The following is a 13,881-nucleotide window of genomic DNA, read 5'->3' as shown; positions in this document are numbered from 1 at the left end:
GGCTATCGGCTGGGCAATCTCACCCACGCCATCCTGAAACACCTGATCCGCACGCCTTACATCACGCTGTTCAACATCGCGGCGAAGGACTTCGTCGCCCCGGAGCTGGTGCAGGACGATTGCAATGGCCAGGCCCTGGCGCGCGAGGTCGGCAAGCGGCTGGACGATCCCGAACTTCGGCGCCGCCAGATCGAGGCGCAATCGGCGGCGCTTCTCAAGATGGGCCGTGGCGGTCCCGATCCGTCGGAGGTCGCCGCCGACGCCATCCTGAAGCTGCTCGCTAAGACGGCTTAGTCTCTCGCCGCGGGCGGTAGGAAGTATTTCTCCAGGCTGGGCGAAGCCGCCACGAGATGAAGATCCGTCGCCTTCGGTGCAGCGTCTGGGAGCTGCAGGATCTTCAAGGCCGGATTGAAGCGCTTGGTCAGATAGGCATCCAACTCCGCCTGCGAGTCCCAGATGTCGACGGTGTGGAAACCGGCATCGTCGAAATAGGACATGTGGAGCAGGCATCCCGCGGGCGGGGCGTTTTCCCAGCCTACCTGCGTCCGCACCGCGTCGTAGTCCTCGCGGGTGACATTGGGCTCGTCATACGTGACCATGAGCGCCATCACTGTGCTCCTGTCTTGCAACCCGTCGGCAGTTTCGGGCGGCCAACACTACGAGCGCTTCGCCATATTGCAATGTATTGGTGTGGTCGCGGTTTGGAATCGCACAGAAAAAAGCCCCGTTGGCGAACCAACGGGGCTTTGTCTATTCGTGGGCGACGCGCGCTTAGCGCTTGTCGACGGGGACGTAATCGCGGGCCGGGGCGCCGGTGTAGAGCTGACGCGGACGGCCGATCTTCTGCGACGGGTCCTCGATCATTTCCTTCCACTGCGAGATCCAGCCCACGGTGCGGGCCAGAGCGAACAGCACGGTGAACATCTCGGGCGGGAAGCCCAGGGCGCGCAGGGTGATGCCCGAGTAGAAGTCGACGTTCGGGTAGAGCTTGCGTTCGATGAAGTACGGATCGCTCAGGGCGACCTTTTCGAGCTCCATCGCGACCTTCAGCAGCGGGTCATCCCCGTGGCCGACTTCGGCGAGCACTTCGTGGCAGGTCTTCTGCATCACGGTCGCGCGCGGGTCGTAGTTCTTATAGACGCGGTGACCGAAGCCCATCAGGCGATAGCGACGGTCCTTAACGCCTTGCACGTACTCAGGAATACGATCGACGGTGCCGATCTCCTTGAGCATGTTCAGCGCTTCTTCGTTCGCGCCGCCATGGCTGGGGCCCCAGAGGCAGGCGATGCCGGCGGCGATGCAGGCGAACGGATTGGCGCCCGACGAGCCGGCCAGACGGACGGTCGAGGTAGAGGCGTTCTGTTCATGGTCCGCATGCAGAATGAAGATGCGGTCCATGGCGCGCGTCAGCACAGGGTTCGGAACCCAGTCCTCGGCCGGGACCGAGAAGCACATGCGCAGGAAGTTTTCCGAGTAGGACAGGTCGTTGCGCGGATGCACGAACGGCTGGCCACGGAAGTACTTGAAGGCCCGCGCCGCGATCGTCGGCATCTTGGCGATCAGCCGATGCGACGAGATCATCCGTTGTTCCGGATCATCGACGTTGGTGCTGTCGTGATAGAAGGCCGACAGAGCGCCGACGGCGCCGACCATGATCGCCATCGGGTGGGCGTCGCGGCGGAAGCCCATGAAGAACCTATCGAACTGCTCGTGCAGCATCGTGTGATAGGTGATGTTGTGTTCGAACTTCTCGAATTCCTTGGCGTCCGGCAGCTCGCCGTTCAGCAGGAGGTAGCAGACCTCCAGGAAGCTCGATTCTTCAGCCAACTGGGCGATCGGGTAGCCGCGATGCAGCAGGATGCCCTTGTCGCCGTCGATGAAGGTGATCTTGCTTTCGCAGCTGGCCGTCGACGTGAAGCCCGGGTCGTAGGTGAAGACGTCGGCTTCGGCGTACAGCTTTCGGATATCGACGACGGCAGGACCGTCGGTTCCCTTCAGGATCGGCAACTCGACGGACTTGCCATCGAAATTCACTTTAGCCGTATCGCCCATGCCATCCCTTCCGCATGTAATATCAAACGCCTGTTCGGCGAGCCTTATACCGCCTTAAGCGGCCTGTGAAAGCGCGTCGTCAAGGCGCCCTAAACTTTCCGGTTTCCCGAGGCTCACAAGGGCCCCGGCCAGGTCCGGCGCGGGCGATCCTCCGGAGAGAACGCCGCGCAGGGCCGGGCCGAACTTGCCCATGCCGACCCCTTCGCTCTCAGCAAACCCACGCAGGGCCGCTTCGAGGTCTGAAACTTCCCAGGCAAGCTGAGCCCCGAGGGCCTGGCGCAGGCGTCCTAGCCGCGCACGGGTCTCTTCGTTCAGCATGCCCTTGATCTTGTCGGTCAGTTCCAGCGGCCGGCGCTTCAGCGCAAAGACCGTGGCGTCAGCGAGCTCGGGCATGGTCTTGGCTCCGTCCCGCACCAGCGGGATGGTGCGCAGCAGGATGTCCTGGTCGCCGTCGTGGAGCGGGAAATCGCGGCTCACGTGGATCTTGGTCACGAGGTCGGCGAGGCGGCCGATCTCGGCTTGCCGGATATAGTGGTTGTTCAGGTGGTTGAGCTTGTCCCAGTCGAGACGGGCGGGAGCGCCGACCACGTCTTCCAACTCGAACCAGGACGCGGCCTGTTCGTCGGTGAAGATCTCGTCGTTGCCGTGACCCCAGCCCAGCCGCGCCAGATAGTTGCGCATGGCTTCGGGCAGGTAACCCATTTCGTCGAACTCGCTGACGGCCTGGGCGCCGTGGCGCTTCGACAGCTTCTTGCCGTCCGGGCCGTTGATCATCGGCAGGTGAGCCCAGACGGGGACCTCCCAACCAAGCGCTTCGTAGATCTGGGTCTGGCGGGCGGCGTTGTTCAGGTGGTCGTCGCCGCGAATGACATGGGTGATCCCCATCTCGTGGTCATCGACGATGACGGCGAGGTTGTAGGTGGGGGTCCCGTCGGTGCGCAGCAGGATCAGGTCGTCCAGATCCTTGTTCTGGAAGGTGACGTCGCCCTTCACCTTGTCGCAGATCACCGTCTCGCCCTCTTGCGGGCTCTTGAAACGGATCACGTGCGGACGGTCGTTGACGTTTGCGTCAGCGTCGCGCCAAGGCGAGCGGATGGCGCGGCCCTCGGCGCGCGCGATCTCGCGCTCGGCCGTGGTCTCTTCGACGCTCATGTAGCAGCGATAGGCATTGCCCTTGGCCAACAGCTCCTGGGCGGCCAGCACATGGCGCTCGGCACGCGCGAACTGGAACACCGGCTCGTCGTCCGGGGTGAGGCCCAGCCAGGCCAGACCATCGAAAATCACCTGGACGGCGGCCTCGGTCGAGCGCTCGCGATCGGTGTCCTCGATGCGCAGAAGGAACTTGCCGCCGGTGTGCTTGGCGTAAAGCCAGTTGAAAAGCGCCGTCCGCGCCGTGCCTATATGCATAGCGCCGGTGGGCGAGGGGGCGATCCGGGTGACGACGGGACGGTCGGGCATCGATCTCGAGGCTGAAGCTGGGGCGCCAGATGTGCGCGCGGCGCCTCTTAGCACGGCCTTTCGCGAGCGTCCTAGCTTTCGCCGCATCGCAACATGGTTGGCCGATCAAGCTCTCGTGCAGTCGGATCGGTGGACCTTGTGGGCGCCGGTGGCCTTCGGGATCGGGGCGGCGCTCTATCTGTCCCTGCCGGCCGAACCCCTTGTCGCCGTGGCGTTCGCCGCGCTGGCGACGGCCGGAGCGCTGGTGCTTGCGGTCGGGCGCTGGAGCCTTGGCAAGCCCCTGACCATCGCCTTCACCCTGACCGCCTTTGTATTGGCGGGGTTTGCTGCGGGAAAGTTGCGAACGCAAAGCGTGCGCGCACCAATCGCCCCGGCTGGCGGCGGAGTGCGGGCGATCGAGGGATTCGTCGTCGATGTCGCCAGTCCGGGGCAGGGGGGACCCCGGCTGTTGTTGGCGCCCATCCAGATCAGCGGTCTTTCACCGGAAGAGACGCCGATCCGGGTGCGGGTGACGCTGCAGGACGATGACGTGCTGCCTGCGCCCGGAACGGCGATCACGCTGCGCGGCATGCTCAATGCGCCGCCGCCCCCGGCCAGTCCGGGATCCTACGACTTCGCCCGCGACGCCTTCTTCGACGGGATCGGCGGGGTCGGATTCGCCCTGACGCCGGTGCGGGAGGCCAAGGCCGAGCCGCCGCCCTGGGGCCTGGGCCTGGAGATGAAGGTCAACGTAGCGCGTTGGGCGCTGGCCAAGCAAATCGTCGACGAAATGGGCGCGGAGAGCGGCGGCTTGGCCGCGGCCATGGTCACCGGCCACGAAGCCTTCGTGCCCAAGGAGCAAGTCGAGGCGCTCCGGGCCTCGGGTCTGGCGCATATCGTCTCGATCTCCGGTCTGCACATGGCCATCGTCGGCGGCTTCACCTTCGCCTTGGTCCGCTTGGGCGTGGCGGCCTGGCCGTGGGCGGCGCTGCGGGTGTCGTCGAAGAAGGTCGCGGCCCTGGTCGGGTTGGCGGCGGTCTGCGGCTATCTGGTGTTGTCGGGGGCGCCGAGCCCGGCTGAACGGGCGGCGATCACCGCCGGCGCGGCGTTCTTCGCCATCTTGGTCGACCGTCGGGCGATCAGCCTGCACACCCTGGCGATCGCCGCCCTGGCGATCATGATCTTTCAGCCCGAAGCGGTGACCGAGCCGGGCTTCCAGATGTCGTTCGCCGCCACCACGGCCTTGGTCGCCCTCGCCGAAGCCTGGCCGCGGCCGGCCAAGGAGATCAACACGCCCTGGCCGATCCGCATCGTCCAGGGCGTCGGCGTCTGGATGGCGGCCAGCATCGGGGCGAGCTTCGTCGCGGGGCTCGCGACGGGGCCGTTCGCCATGCAGCACTTCAACCGCGTCGCGACCTTTGGCTTGGCCGCGAACCTGCTGGTGGCCCCGATCTCGTCGTTCCTGATGATGCCGGCCCTGGCGATCGGCGCGGTGCTGGCGCCGCTGGGCCTGGGCGGGGTTCCGTTGTCGGCGGCGGGCGTGGCCATCGACACCATGAACAGTATCGCCTTGGCGGTGGCCGGACTGCCCAACAGTCAGTTGATCGTGCCGAGCGCGCCGGGCTGGACGCTGGCGGCGTCCTTCATCGGCATCCTGTGGCTATGCCTTTGGACGGGGCCGTTGCGGTGGCTGGGTTTGCCGCTTGCGCTCTCCGTGGCGCTCTATCCGCGCCCGCCGGCGCCTGACGCCTGGATCGCCGCCGACGGCTCGACCGTGGCGGTCCGCGATGGTGGGGACGCGATCCTGTTCCGGCCCGACGCCAAGCTCTTCGCCGCCGAGCTTTGGGCCAGGCGCCGGGGCCTGAGCGTGCCGGAAGACGGTCTGGCTGTGCGTGAGGTGAGTTACGACTGCGACCGCTGGTCGTGCACGCCGCGGGCCGGCGTCACCGTCCCTAGGGTGGCGGCGATCATGACCCGTCGGGCGTCCACCATCGAGCGCAAGCTGCCGCTGTTCTGCGAATGGGCCGAGGTGGTGGTGGTGCGGGGCGAGGCCCCGCCTTGTCCTAAGGCGTTGACCCTGACCCAAGCCGACTTCGCGCGCGGCGGATCAGCCGAACTCTATAGGACCGACGCCGGCTGGAGGGTGGTCTGGGCGCAGGACCTTCGCGGCCAGCGCCCCTGGACCGGTCCTAGTGGTAGCGGCGGATAAGGCCGACGAGGCGACCTTGAACCTGAACCTGATCGGGTCCGAAGATGCGGGTTTCGTAGGCCGGGTTCGAGGCTTCCAGAGCGATTGACGCGCCCTTGCGGCGCAGGCGCTTTAGGGTGGCTTCCTCACCCATGATCAAGGCCACGACGATGTCGCCGGAATTGGCCGAGTCAGTGCGCCGGATCACGACATAGTCGCCGTCGAGAATGCCGGCGTTGATCATCGAGTCGCCCTGGACCTCCAAGACGAAGTGCTCGCCCGCGCCCAGCATGGTTTCGGGCACCGGCAGTCGGTCACGCTCCTGCTGGATCGCCTCGATGGGCGTGCCGGCGGCGATGCGGCCAAGAATGGGTAGTTCGCGGGTGTCGTTGGCGATCGGCATCACCGGTGCGTCGCCTGAATCAACCAGCTGCGGCTTGAACGGCGAACGCCCCTTGGGCGGCGCCGTGGTGGTCGCCTGCTGCGGCAACTTCACCACTTCCAGCGCTCTGGCCCGGTGGGGCAGGCGGCGTAGGAAACCGCGCTCCTCCAGCGCCGTGATCAGGCGATGGATGCCGGATTTGGACGCCAGGTCGAGCGCCTGCTTCATCTCGTCGAAGGACGGGGAGACGCCGGTTTCTTTGATCCGCTCATGGATGAACATGAGAAGTTCGTGCTGCTTACGGGTGAGCATGGCCTAGGAGCCCTTGGAGAACAAAGCGCAAACGTTATGAATGTTCTCTAGGTGTTCCGCATTAATGTCAAGTTACCGCTGAGCCGTTGAAAGGCTTAGGTTTTCCAGAGCGATAACGCGCAGTCCGAGCGACTCAGCCCAGCAGGGCGCGGGTGGCGGCGGTCACATCGGGCTGGCGCATCAGGCTCTCGCCGACCAGCATGGCCTTGGCGCCCGAGCGTTCAAGCCGGGTGACGTCCAGGGCCGTGAAAATGCCGCTCTCGGTGACCAACAGGGCGTCGCCAGGCGTCGCACCGGCCAAGCGCTCGGTGATGCCGAGGTCGGTTTCGAAGGTGCGCAGGTTCCGGTTGTTGACCCCGATCAGCTTCGCGCCAAGCTTGCCAGCCCGCGCCATTTCGTCCTCGTCGTGGACCTCGACCAGGGCGTCCATTCCGAGGCGCGCCGCCTCGGCCATCAGTTCGGCGGCGACGCTGTCGTCGATCATGGCGAGGATCACCAGGATGGCGTCGGCGCCCAGCGCGCGAGATTCGGCGACCTGCCAGGGATCTACCAGGAAATCCTTGCGGATCGCGGGCAGGGCGACGGCATCACGGGCGGCGGTCAGGAAGCTGTCGGCCCCTTGGAAGCTTGGTCCGTCGGTCAGGACCGAGAGGCAGGCCGCGCCGCCGGCCTCGTAGGCCTTGGCCTGGGCCGGGGGATCGAAGTCTTCGCGGATCAGGCCCTTGGAGGGCGAGGCCTTCTTGATCTCGGCGATCAGGGCGAGCTTGCCCGGCGCGTGGGCGCGTTCCAGCGCCTTGCGGAAGCCGCGCGGCGGGGAGGCGGCCTGGGCGGCGGCTTCCAGGTCGGTCAGGCTGCGCGCGGCTTTGCGCTCGGCGACCTCGTCACGCTTGTAGGCGGCGATCTTGTCGAGGATGTCGCTCATGCCACGCCTTCTTGCGCCGAGGTGAGTTCGACGAGCTTGGCCAGGGCGGTCTTGGCGTGGCCGTCGTCAATGATCTGGCCGGCCAGGTCGACGCCGTCGCGCAGGGTCTCGACCCGCTCACCAACCAGGAAGGCGGCGGCGGCGTTGAGCAGCACGATGTCGCGATAGGGGCCCTTGGCGCCGTCCAGCAGTTCGCGCAGGGCCGTGGCGTTCTGAGCCGGCGAGCCGCCGGTCAGGTCGGCCAGGGCCGCGCGCGGCAGACCCACGGCCTCTGGCGTGATGGTGAACAGCCTGACCTGGCCGTCGCGATACTCCGCGACACTGGTTTCTGCCGTGGTGGTCATTTCGTCCATGCCGCCGCCGTGGACGACCCAGGCGCGCTCGGCCCCCAGGGCCCCCAGCACGCGGGCCAGCGGTTCGACCCAGCGATCTGCGAATACGCCCATGACCTGGCGCTGGGCGCCGGCCGGATTGGTCAGGGGGCCGAGCAGGTTGAAGATGGTGCGGAAGCCGAGCTCGGTGCGGATCGGAGCCACATGGCGCATGGCGCTGTGGTGGGCGGGCGCGAAGAAGAACGCCACATTGGCCTGATCCAACGCCTTGAGCTGCTGCTCGGCCGAGGCGGCGACATTGACGCCCAACTCGCTCAACACATCAGCCGCGCCTGAGCGCGAGGAGACGGCGCGATTGCCGTGCTTGGCTATCTTCAGACCGCCGCCCGCGGCCACGAAGGCCACGGCGGTGGAGACGTTGAGCGTGTGGAGGCCATCGCCGCCAGTGCCGCAGACGTCCATCACCTGGAACGGATGATCGAGCGTGATGGCGGCCTTGCGCATGGCGCGGGCGCAGGCGGTGATCTCGCCGGTCGTCTCGCCGCGCATCCGCATTGCGGTGACAGCGGCGGCGACCTGGGCCGGGGTCGGTTCACCGCGCAGGCAGGCGGCGAAGAAGTCGCCGGCGTCTTCCTCGGTAAGCGTGCCGCCGTCGGCCAGCCGGCCCAGAAGCGGTTTGAAAGCGTCTGACATGACTTAGGCGACAGTCAGGGGCTCGACGCCCGCGAGCTTGAGGAAGTTCGCCAGCATGGCGTGACCGCCCTCGGTGGCGATTGATTCTGGGTGGAACTGCACGCCTTGGATCGGGCGATTGCGGTGTTGGAAGCCCATGATCTCGCCGTCTTCGGTCCAGGCGGTCACTTCGAGCACCGGCGGCAATGTCGACTTCTCGACGGATAGGCTGTGGTAGCGGGTCGCGGTGAACGGGTTGGGAAGGCCAGCGAAGATGCCTTTGCCCTCGTGGAACATCGGACTGGTCTTGCCATGCATCACCTGCTTGGCGCGGACAACGTCGCCACCATAGGCTTGGCCGATGGCCTGGTGGCCAAGGCAGACGCCCAGAATCGGCAGGTCGTTCGGCGCAGCTTCCAGCAGGGCCAGGCAGATGCCGGCCTCATTCGGCGTGCAGGGGCCGGGCGACAACAACACGCCTTGGGGCTTGAGGCCGAGCGCTTCGTCGACGCTGAGCGCGTCGTTCCGATAGACCAGCGTCTCCGCGCCCAGCTCGTTCAGATAGTGAACCAGGTTGTAGGTGAAGCTGTCGTAGTTATCGATCACCAAGATCATGCGATTTCTCTAGGCTCCGCTTGGCTTGCCGCCAAGGCCCCGGATTGCGGACGAGGCCCGTTCACCGGATGTTGTGGTCATGTCGCCAGCCGATTCTGTCCTCGACCCTGAACAGATGGCCTATGCCAGGGCGCTCCTGCGAGCGCCCGTGGCGCGTGAACGCGTGTGGCCGGCTCTGGCGGCGGCTGGGTTCGCGGCCTTCGCCGCCCTGGCCCTGGCCGGGGCCATGATCATGGCCCCGCCGGTCACCACCCAACATGTCGTCGAGCGCACGCCCTAGACGAATCGCCAGGACTCTTCGGCGGCCTGTCGCAGGGCTCGGGCCTTATGGAGGGTTTCGTCGTACTCGGCGTCCGGATCGCTGTCGGCGACCACGCCGCCGCCGGCCTGAATGTACATCTGTCCATCCTTGAAGCAGGCGGTGCGGAGCACGATGCAGGTGTCGACCGAGCCGTCGGCTCCGAAGTAGCCGACCGCGCCGGCATAGGCGATGCCGCGCTTTTCCAGTTCCAGTTCGTCGATGATCTGCATGGCGCGGACCTTGGGCGCGCCGGACAGCGTGCCGGCGGGCAGGGCGGCCATCAGCACGTCGATGGGGTCCAGGCCGTCGGGGGCGTCGCCCTCGACGTTGGAGACCATGTGCATCACGTGGCTGTAGCGCTCGATGAAGAACGAGTCGGTGACCCGCACGCGAGCCCCGCGCGAGGGCTGCGGCGGTTCATTGGAGCCGGTGGTCTTCAGCATGGCGACGCGGCCGACGTCGTTGCGGCCAAGATCGAGCAACATCAGGTGCTCGGCGCGTTCCTTGGGATCGGCCATCAGTTCGGCTTCCAGCGCTCGGTCCTGCTCCGGCGTGGCGCCGCGCGGACGGGTGCCCGCGATCGGCCGGATCGTGATCTTGCCGTCGCGCAGGCGCACCAGGATCTCGGGCGACGAGCCGGCGAGCTGGAAGTCGCCGAAGTTCAGATAGAACAGGAACGGCGAGGGGTTGGTCCGCCGCAGCGAACGGTAGAGCGCGAAGGGGTCATGGGCGAAGGGCGCCCGGAACCGGTGGCTGGGCACGACCTGGAAGATGTCGCCGGCCAGGATGTACTCCTTCGCCCGCGCGACGATCTGATGATAGTCCTCGCGGCTCACCGGCGTGGTGAAGCTGTCGGCCTGCGGCGTGGCGGTTCCAGCCAGCTGTGGGGCCGAGCCGCGTAGATCGGCGACCACTTCGGCCAATCGGGCCTGAGCCTCTTCGTAAGCCGCCTTGGCGCTGACCTCGGAAGGCCGAACGGTCGTGACCAGGATGATCTCCTGGGCGATGGCGTCGAAGATCGCGACCACCGAGGGCCGGATCATCAGGCCGTCAGGCAGGTCCAGCGGGTCTGGATTGACGTTAGGAAGGTGCTCGACCAGCCGGATCATGTCGTAGCCAATGGCCCCGAACACGCCGGCAGACATTGGCGGCAGACCTTCGGGCAGGTCTAGGCGCGAGCGGGCCACCAGGTCGCGGAGCGAATCGAGCGCCCCGCCAGCCTGGTTTTGGAAACGGCCGGCGGCGATGTCCGGACCCACCGCGATCTGCGCCTGGTCGCCCCGGCACCTCCAGACGAGGTCCGGCTTCATGGCGATCACGGAGTAGCGGCCCCGATGGGCGCCGCCCTCCACGGATTCGAACAGAAAGGCGTAGGGCCGTCCGTGGGCGATCTTCAGATAGGCCGAGACCGGGGTCTCAAGATCGTCGATCAGACGGGTCCAAACGACCTGCGGCGCGCCCTGAGAATATTTCGCCTCAAAGTCCGCAAACGCAGGGTCGATCGTCACTTGGGTTTCTCCGCCTTGCCCGCCTTGTCCGCGGCCTTTTCGCTGTCGGCAAGCGGCGCGAGGCCCAGGGCCGCGCGTGCTTTCGCCGGGAAGATCTTCACGCCCACCTCAGTACGGGCGGCCTTGCGTGACGCGGCGCCGATGTCGCGGAACAGGGCCATGGTCACCTGCGGACGGGCGTCCTCGGTGATCCGGGCCAGGGTGGGGCCGGAGGGCGCGTTGACCGCCTCCAGCTTGGCGACGATCAGCCCGAACTGCACGCCGTCGGCGGTGAAGACCTCACCGGGCTTGGCGTTGAAGGTCTTGACCAGGGCGTCACGCGACAGGGCGGTGTTCTGCGCCGCGTTCTGACGGTCGATGCCGGCGACATTGACCACCTTCGAACCGGCCGAGGCGGCGACGGTCGCGAGGCTCTCGCCCTTGCGGAGGCGAGCGGCGTACTCGTCGGCCTTGACCTGCAGACGCTTGAGCATTTCGGTCATCATCCAGACGCGGGTGAGGTCCGGCTTGACCTCGGCCAACGGCGGCAGGGCGCTGGGGATGATGCGCTCGACCCGGATGGCGAAGTACTCGCCATTGCCGGCGTCCTGGACCTCGCTCTCGCCGCCCGTCGGCAGGCTGAAGGCCAGTTCAAGCAGTTTCGGCGTCACGCCGGGGATCGGTTGAGCTTGGGGACCCTGGCCCTGTTGGGTCACCGGGCCGATGGTGATGACCGGCACGCCGGCCTTCTTGGCCGCGTCGGCGAGGTTGGCGCCGCTGCCGCGGGCTTCCTCATAGGCTTGGCTGAGGGCGTAGACCTTCTCGGCCGCGGCGTCCTTGCGGAGTTCAGCTTCGATCTGCGGGCGCACCTGGTCGAGGGTCACGGTCTGGCCAGGGGTGACCTTGGTGACCTTGACCACCGCGACGCCCAGGTCGCCCTGGATAGCGGCCGAGACGGTGTCGGGCTTGAGGGCGAAGGCGGCTGCGCCGACGCGCTTGTCGGCGATGGCGCTCTGCGGCTTGTCGACATAGTGGATCACCTCGACGCCCAGCGACTTGGCGATCGCGGAGGGATCCTCGCCCTTGGCGAGGCGGGCGGCGACGGACTGCGCGGCCGCGGCGTCCTTCACCGGGATCTGGATCAGCGAACGGGTCTCGGGTTGAGCCAGGGTGTCCTTGCGGAACGCAAAGCGCTTTTGAACCTCGGCCTCGTCGATCGGCAGGGAGCCGCTGACCATGGCCGGGCTGAAGGCGACGACCGAGATCACGCGGAACTCCGGGCGGATCAGTTGGGCGGACTTCTCTTTCATGAAGGCCGTGAGCTGGACGTCCGTCGGCAGGGTCGGCGCCACGACGCTGCGCGGATCGACGGTGAAGAAGCCGACGTCGCGCGCCTCCATCTCGAAGACTGCGCCGAGCGCGCTGTAGGCGCGGGGCACCCGCAGGCCGTTGACCATGGCCGAGGCGGCGTGGGACTCGGCGATCTGGTCGCGCATCAAGGTGTCGAAGCGGGCCGGGGTCAGGCCGTTTTCAGCCAACCGCTGCTGATACAGCGCCTTGTCGAACGCGCCTGAAATTGGATTGAAGAAGGCTGGAATCTTGCGCAGCTCGGCCATGACCAGCTTGTCGGAAGGCCGGATGCCGACCTTGTGCAGCATCTCACCGAAGGCTTCGCGGGTGGCGAGTTCTTCCAGGAGACGCTTGTCGAGGCCGAACTGGACGGCTTGCTCGATCGTGATCGGCTGTTTGGACTGCTCCTCTGCCCCCTTGCGGAAGTTGTCGAACTCCCGACGGAAGTCAGTGCCGGAGACGGTGCGCGAGCCCGCCTTGATCACATCGTCGGTGTAGTTGCCATTGAAGGCGTCATTGATGCCGAAGATCGCGAAGCTGATGACCAGGAGGCCGATCAGCACAGCGGCGACCCAGGATTTGGCGAACTTGCGGGTTGCGGACAGCATTTGACCTTCCGGAGCCTCTTCGGCGCGAACGTGGAAGGCGGGTATAGTGGAGGGGGCTTCCCCCCCGCAAGCGCGTGACAGAATGAACGGCTTGGCTTAACGCGCCTTTGTCCAAAAAATTGCGAGGCCAAGATGACTTCTCCGACCCCTTTGATCGCCGGCAACTGGAAGATGAACGGGCTGGCGGCGTCGCTGTCCGAAGCCCAGGCGGTCGCCGCGGCGATCGGCGGGGCCAAGGCCCGCGTGGCGATTTGTCCGCCGGCGACGCTGGTGGCGCGCGCGGCCTCGGCGGTGAACGGCACGGCCCTGCTGCTGGGCGGCCAGGATTGCCGCGCGGAGATATCGGGCGCCTTTACGGGTGATGTTTCGGCCGAAATGCTTGCTGACGCTGGGGCTAGCCTCGTCATCCTGGGCCACTCCGAGCGTCGCGCGGGCTATGGCGAGACCGATTCCCTGGTCGCCGCGAAGGTCGAGGCGGCGCTGCGCGCGGGTCTCGAGCCGATCATTTGCGTCGGCGAGACCTTGGAGGAGCGCAAGGCCGGCAAGGCGCTGGAAATCGTCACCGGGCAGGTGAGGGGCTCTCTCCCCGCGTCGCTCGCCGGCAAGGCGTTCTCGGTGGCCTATGAGCCGGTTTGGGCGATCGGCACCGGCCTGACGCCGACGACCCCGGAGATCGAAGAAATTCACATCGCCATCCGCGCGACGCTGGTCGAGGTCTTCGGCGACCATGGGAAGACCCCGCCGATTCTCTACGGCGGCTCGGTGAAGCCCTCCAATGCGAACGAGATTCTGCATGCGGCCGAGGTCGGCGGCGCCTTGGTCGGCGGCGCTTCGCTGAAGGCCGAGGACTTCCTGGGCATCATCAACGCCCTCTAGGCCGCTGACGGGCCTTTGAGCTCGACGGTGTTGCCCTCTGGATCGTGGATATAGAGCGAGGTCCCGTCGCCGTGCGCACCATAGCGCTCGCCTTCGTCAATGATGGCGACGCCGTGGGCGGCCAGGTGGCTGCGGATCGCCGCCTCGTCGAACGGCCGGATCGCTAGGGCGAAGTGGTCGAGGTTGCGAGCTTCTGCGCCCGGCGCCGCGCCGCCCATCTGGCCCAGCCTGCCGTCCACCGTCACCAAATCGATCAGCGAGGCTCCGGCGCGGATGTGGGTCAGGCCGAGTTCCGGACGGTCCCAGTCGAGCGTGCATCCGAGGACGTCGGTGTAGAACGCCACCAT

General features: G+C 66.7%; 13 protein-coding genes and 1 pseudogene. 4 read left to right on the top strand and 10 right to left on the bottom strand.

Annotation, left to right across the window (positions count from 1 at the left end; genetic code table 11):
- A pseudogene (locus Q7T84_RS14150) lies at positions 1 to 294 on the top strand (lipid-A-disaccharide synthase); the annotation flags it as partial.
- Here Q7T84_RS14150 and Q7T84_RS14145 read toward each other — a convergent pair.
- The 3 genes from Q7T84_RS14145 to gltX form a co-directional block, all read right to left on the bottom strand.
- Positions 291 to 608, bottom strand: coding sequence for a hypothetical protein (locus Q7T84_RS14145; protein WP_304810025.1), 318 nt, complete (start codon positions 606 to 608; stop codon positions 291 to 293). The pseudogene Q7T84_RS14150 and the gene Q7T84_RS14145 overlap by 4 nt on opposite strands.
- A 163-nt stretch (positions 609 to 771) precedes the next feature.
- Positions 772 to 2,052 carry a citrate synthase gene (gene gltA / locus Q7T84_RS14140; protein ID WP_304810023.1) on the bottom strand — a complete coding sequence of 427 codons (1,281 nt, stop codon included), beginning with the start codon at positions 2,050 to 2,052 and terminating at the stop codon, positions 772 to 774.
- Between the two features lie 54 nt (positions 2,053 to 2,106).
- Complete coding sequence (gltX, locus tag Q7T84_RS14135) at positions 2,107 to 3,510, bottom strand: glutamate--tRNA ligase (protein WP_304810018.1); 1,404 nt, start codon at positions 3,508 to 3,510, stop codon at positions 2,107 to 2,109.
- Positions 3,511 to 3,607: 97 nt separating this feature from the next.
- Here gltX and Q7T84_RS14130 point away from each other — a divergent pair, with 97 nt between their 5' ends.
- Complete coding sequence (locus Q7T84_RS14130) at positions 3,608 to 5,698, top strand: ComEC/Rec2 family competence protein (RefSeq protein ID WP_304810016.1); 2,091 nt, start codon at positions 3,608 to 3,610, stop codon at positions 5,696 to 5,698.
- On the opposite strand, the gene lexA is transcribed toward Q7T84_RS14130, so the two are convergent.
- From lexA to Q7T84_RS14110, 4 genes are all read right to left on the bottom strand, one after another.
- Positions 5,679 to 6,371 (bottom strand): transcriptional repressor LexA, encoded by a 693-nt coding sequence (gene lexA / locus Q7T84_RS14125; RefSeq protein ID WP_304810014.1) that lies wholly within the window; start codon positions 6,369 to 6,371, stop codon positions 5,679 to 5,681. The two genes, Q7T84_RS14130 and lexA, sit on opposite strands and share 20 nt — an antisense overlap.
- 133 nt (positions 6,372 to 6,504) lie before the next feature.
- A complete protein-coding gene (gene trpC / locus Q7T84_RS14120) occupies positions 6,505 to 7,293 on the bottom strand; it encodes an indole-3-glycerol phosphate synthase TrpC (protein WP_304810012.1) in 789 nt (262 codons plus the stop codon).
- Entirely contained in the window at positions 7,290 to 8,318 is a 1,029-nt protein-coding gene (gene trpD, locus Q7T84_RS14115; protein WP_304810010.1) for an anthranilate phosphoribosyltransferase, read from the bottom strand. Before trpD ends, trpC begins: the two co-directional genes overlap by 4 nt.
- 3 nt (positions 8,319 to 8,321) lie before the next feature.
- The gene (locus Q7T84_RS14110; RefSeq protein WP_304810008.1) at positions 8,322 to 8,912 is read right to left on the bottom strand and encodes an aminodeoxychorismate/anthranilate synthase component II; all 591 of its coding nucleotides are present in this window, start codon (positions 8,910 to 8,912) and stop codon (positions 8,322 to 8,324) included.
- A gap of 79 nt (positions 8,913 to 8,991) precedes the next feature.
- Here Q7T84_RS14110 and Q7T84_RS14105 point away from each other — a divergent pair, with 79 nt between their 5' ends.
- Entirely contained in the window at positions 8,992 to 9,192 is a 201-nt protein-coding gene (locus Q7T84_RS14105; protein ID WP_304810006.1) for a hypothetical protein, read from the top strand.
- Here the strand turns inward: Q7T84_RS14105 and trpE are convergent.
- Both trpE and Q7T84_RS14095 read right to left on the bottom strand, forming a co-directional pair.
- A complete protein-coding gene (gene trpE / locus Q7T84_RS14100) occupies positions 9,189 to 10,721 on the bottom strand; it encodes an anthranilate synthase component I (RefSeq protein ID WP_304810004.1) in 1,533 nt (510 codons plus the stop codon). The two genes, Q7T84_RS14105 and trpE, sit on opposite strands and share 4 nt — an antisense overlap.
- On the bottom strand, positions 10,718 to 12,658 hold the full coding sequence (locus Q7T84_RS14095; protein WP_304810002.1) for a peptidylprolyl isomerase: 1,941 nt from the start codon (positions 12,656 to 12,658) through the stop codon (positions 10,718 to 10,720). Before Q7T84_RS14095 ends, trpE begins: the two co-directional genes overlap by 4 nt.
- 132 nt (positions 12,659 to 12,790) lie before the next feature.
- Here Q7T84_RS14095 and tpiA point away from each other — a divergent pair, with 132 nt between their 5' ends.
- Positions 12,791 to 13,534 carry a triose-phosphate isomerase gene (tpiA, locus tag Q7T84_RS14090; RefSeq protein ID WP_304810000.1) on the top strand — a complete coding sequence of 248 codons (744 nt, stop codon included), beginning with the start codon at positions 12,791 to 12,793 and terminating at the stop codon, positions 13,532 to 13,534.
- On the opposite strand, the gene Q7T84_RS14085 is transcribed toward tpiA, so the two are convergent.
- Positions 13,531 to 13,881 (bottom strand): VOC family protein (locus tag Q7T84_RS14085; protein WP_304809998.1); only part of this gene is annotated, 351 nt, incomplete at its 5' end. The genes tpiA and Q7T84_RS14085 overlap by 4 nt on opposite strands.

It is taken from the genome of Phenylobacterium sp., from assembly GCF_030654915.1.
GTDB lineage: Bacteria > Pseudomonadota > Alphaproteobacteria > Caulobacterales > Caulobacteraceae > Phenylobacterium.
Note: the sequence above shows the minus strand (reverse complement) of the source record. Positions and strands in the feature narration are given on the sequence as shown.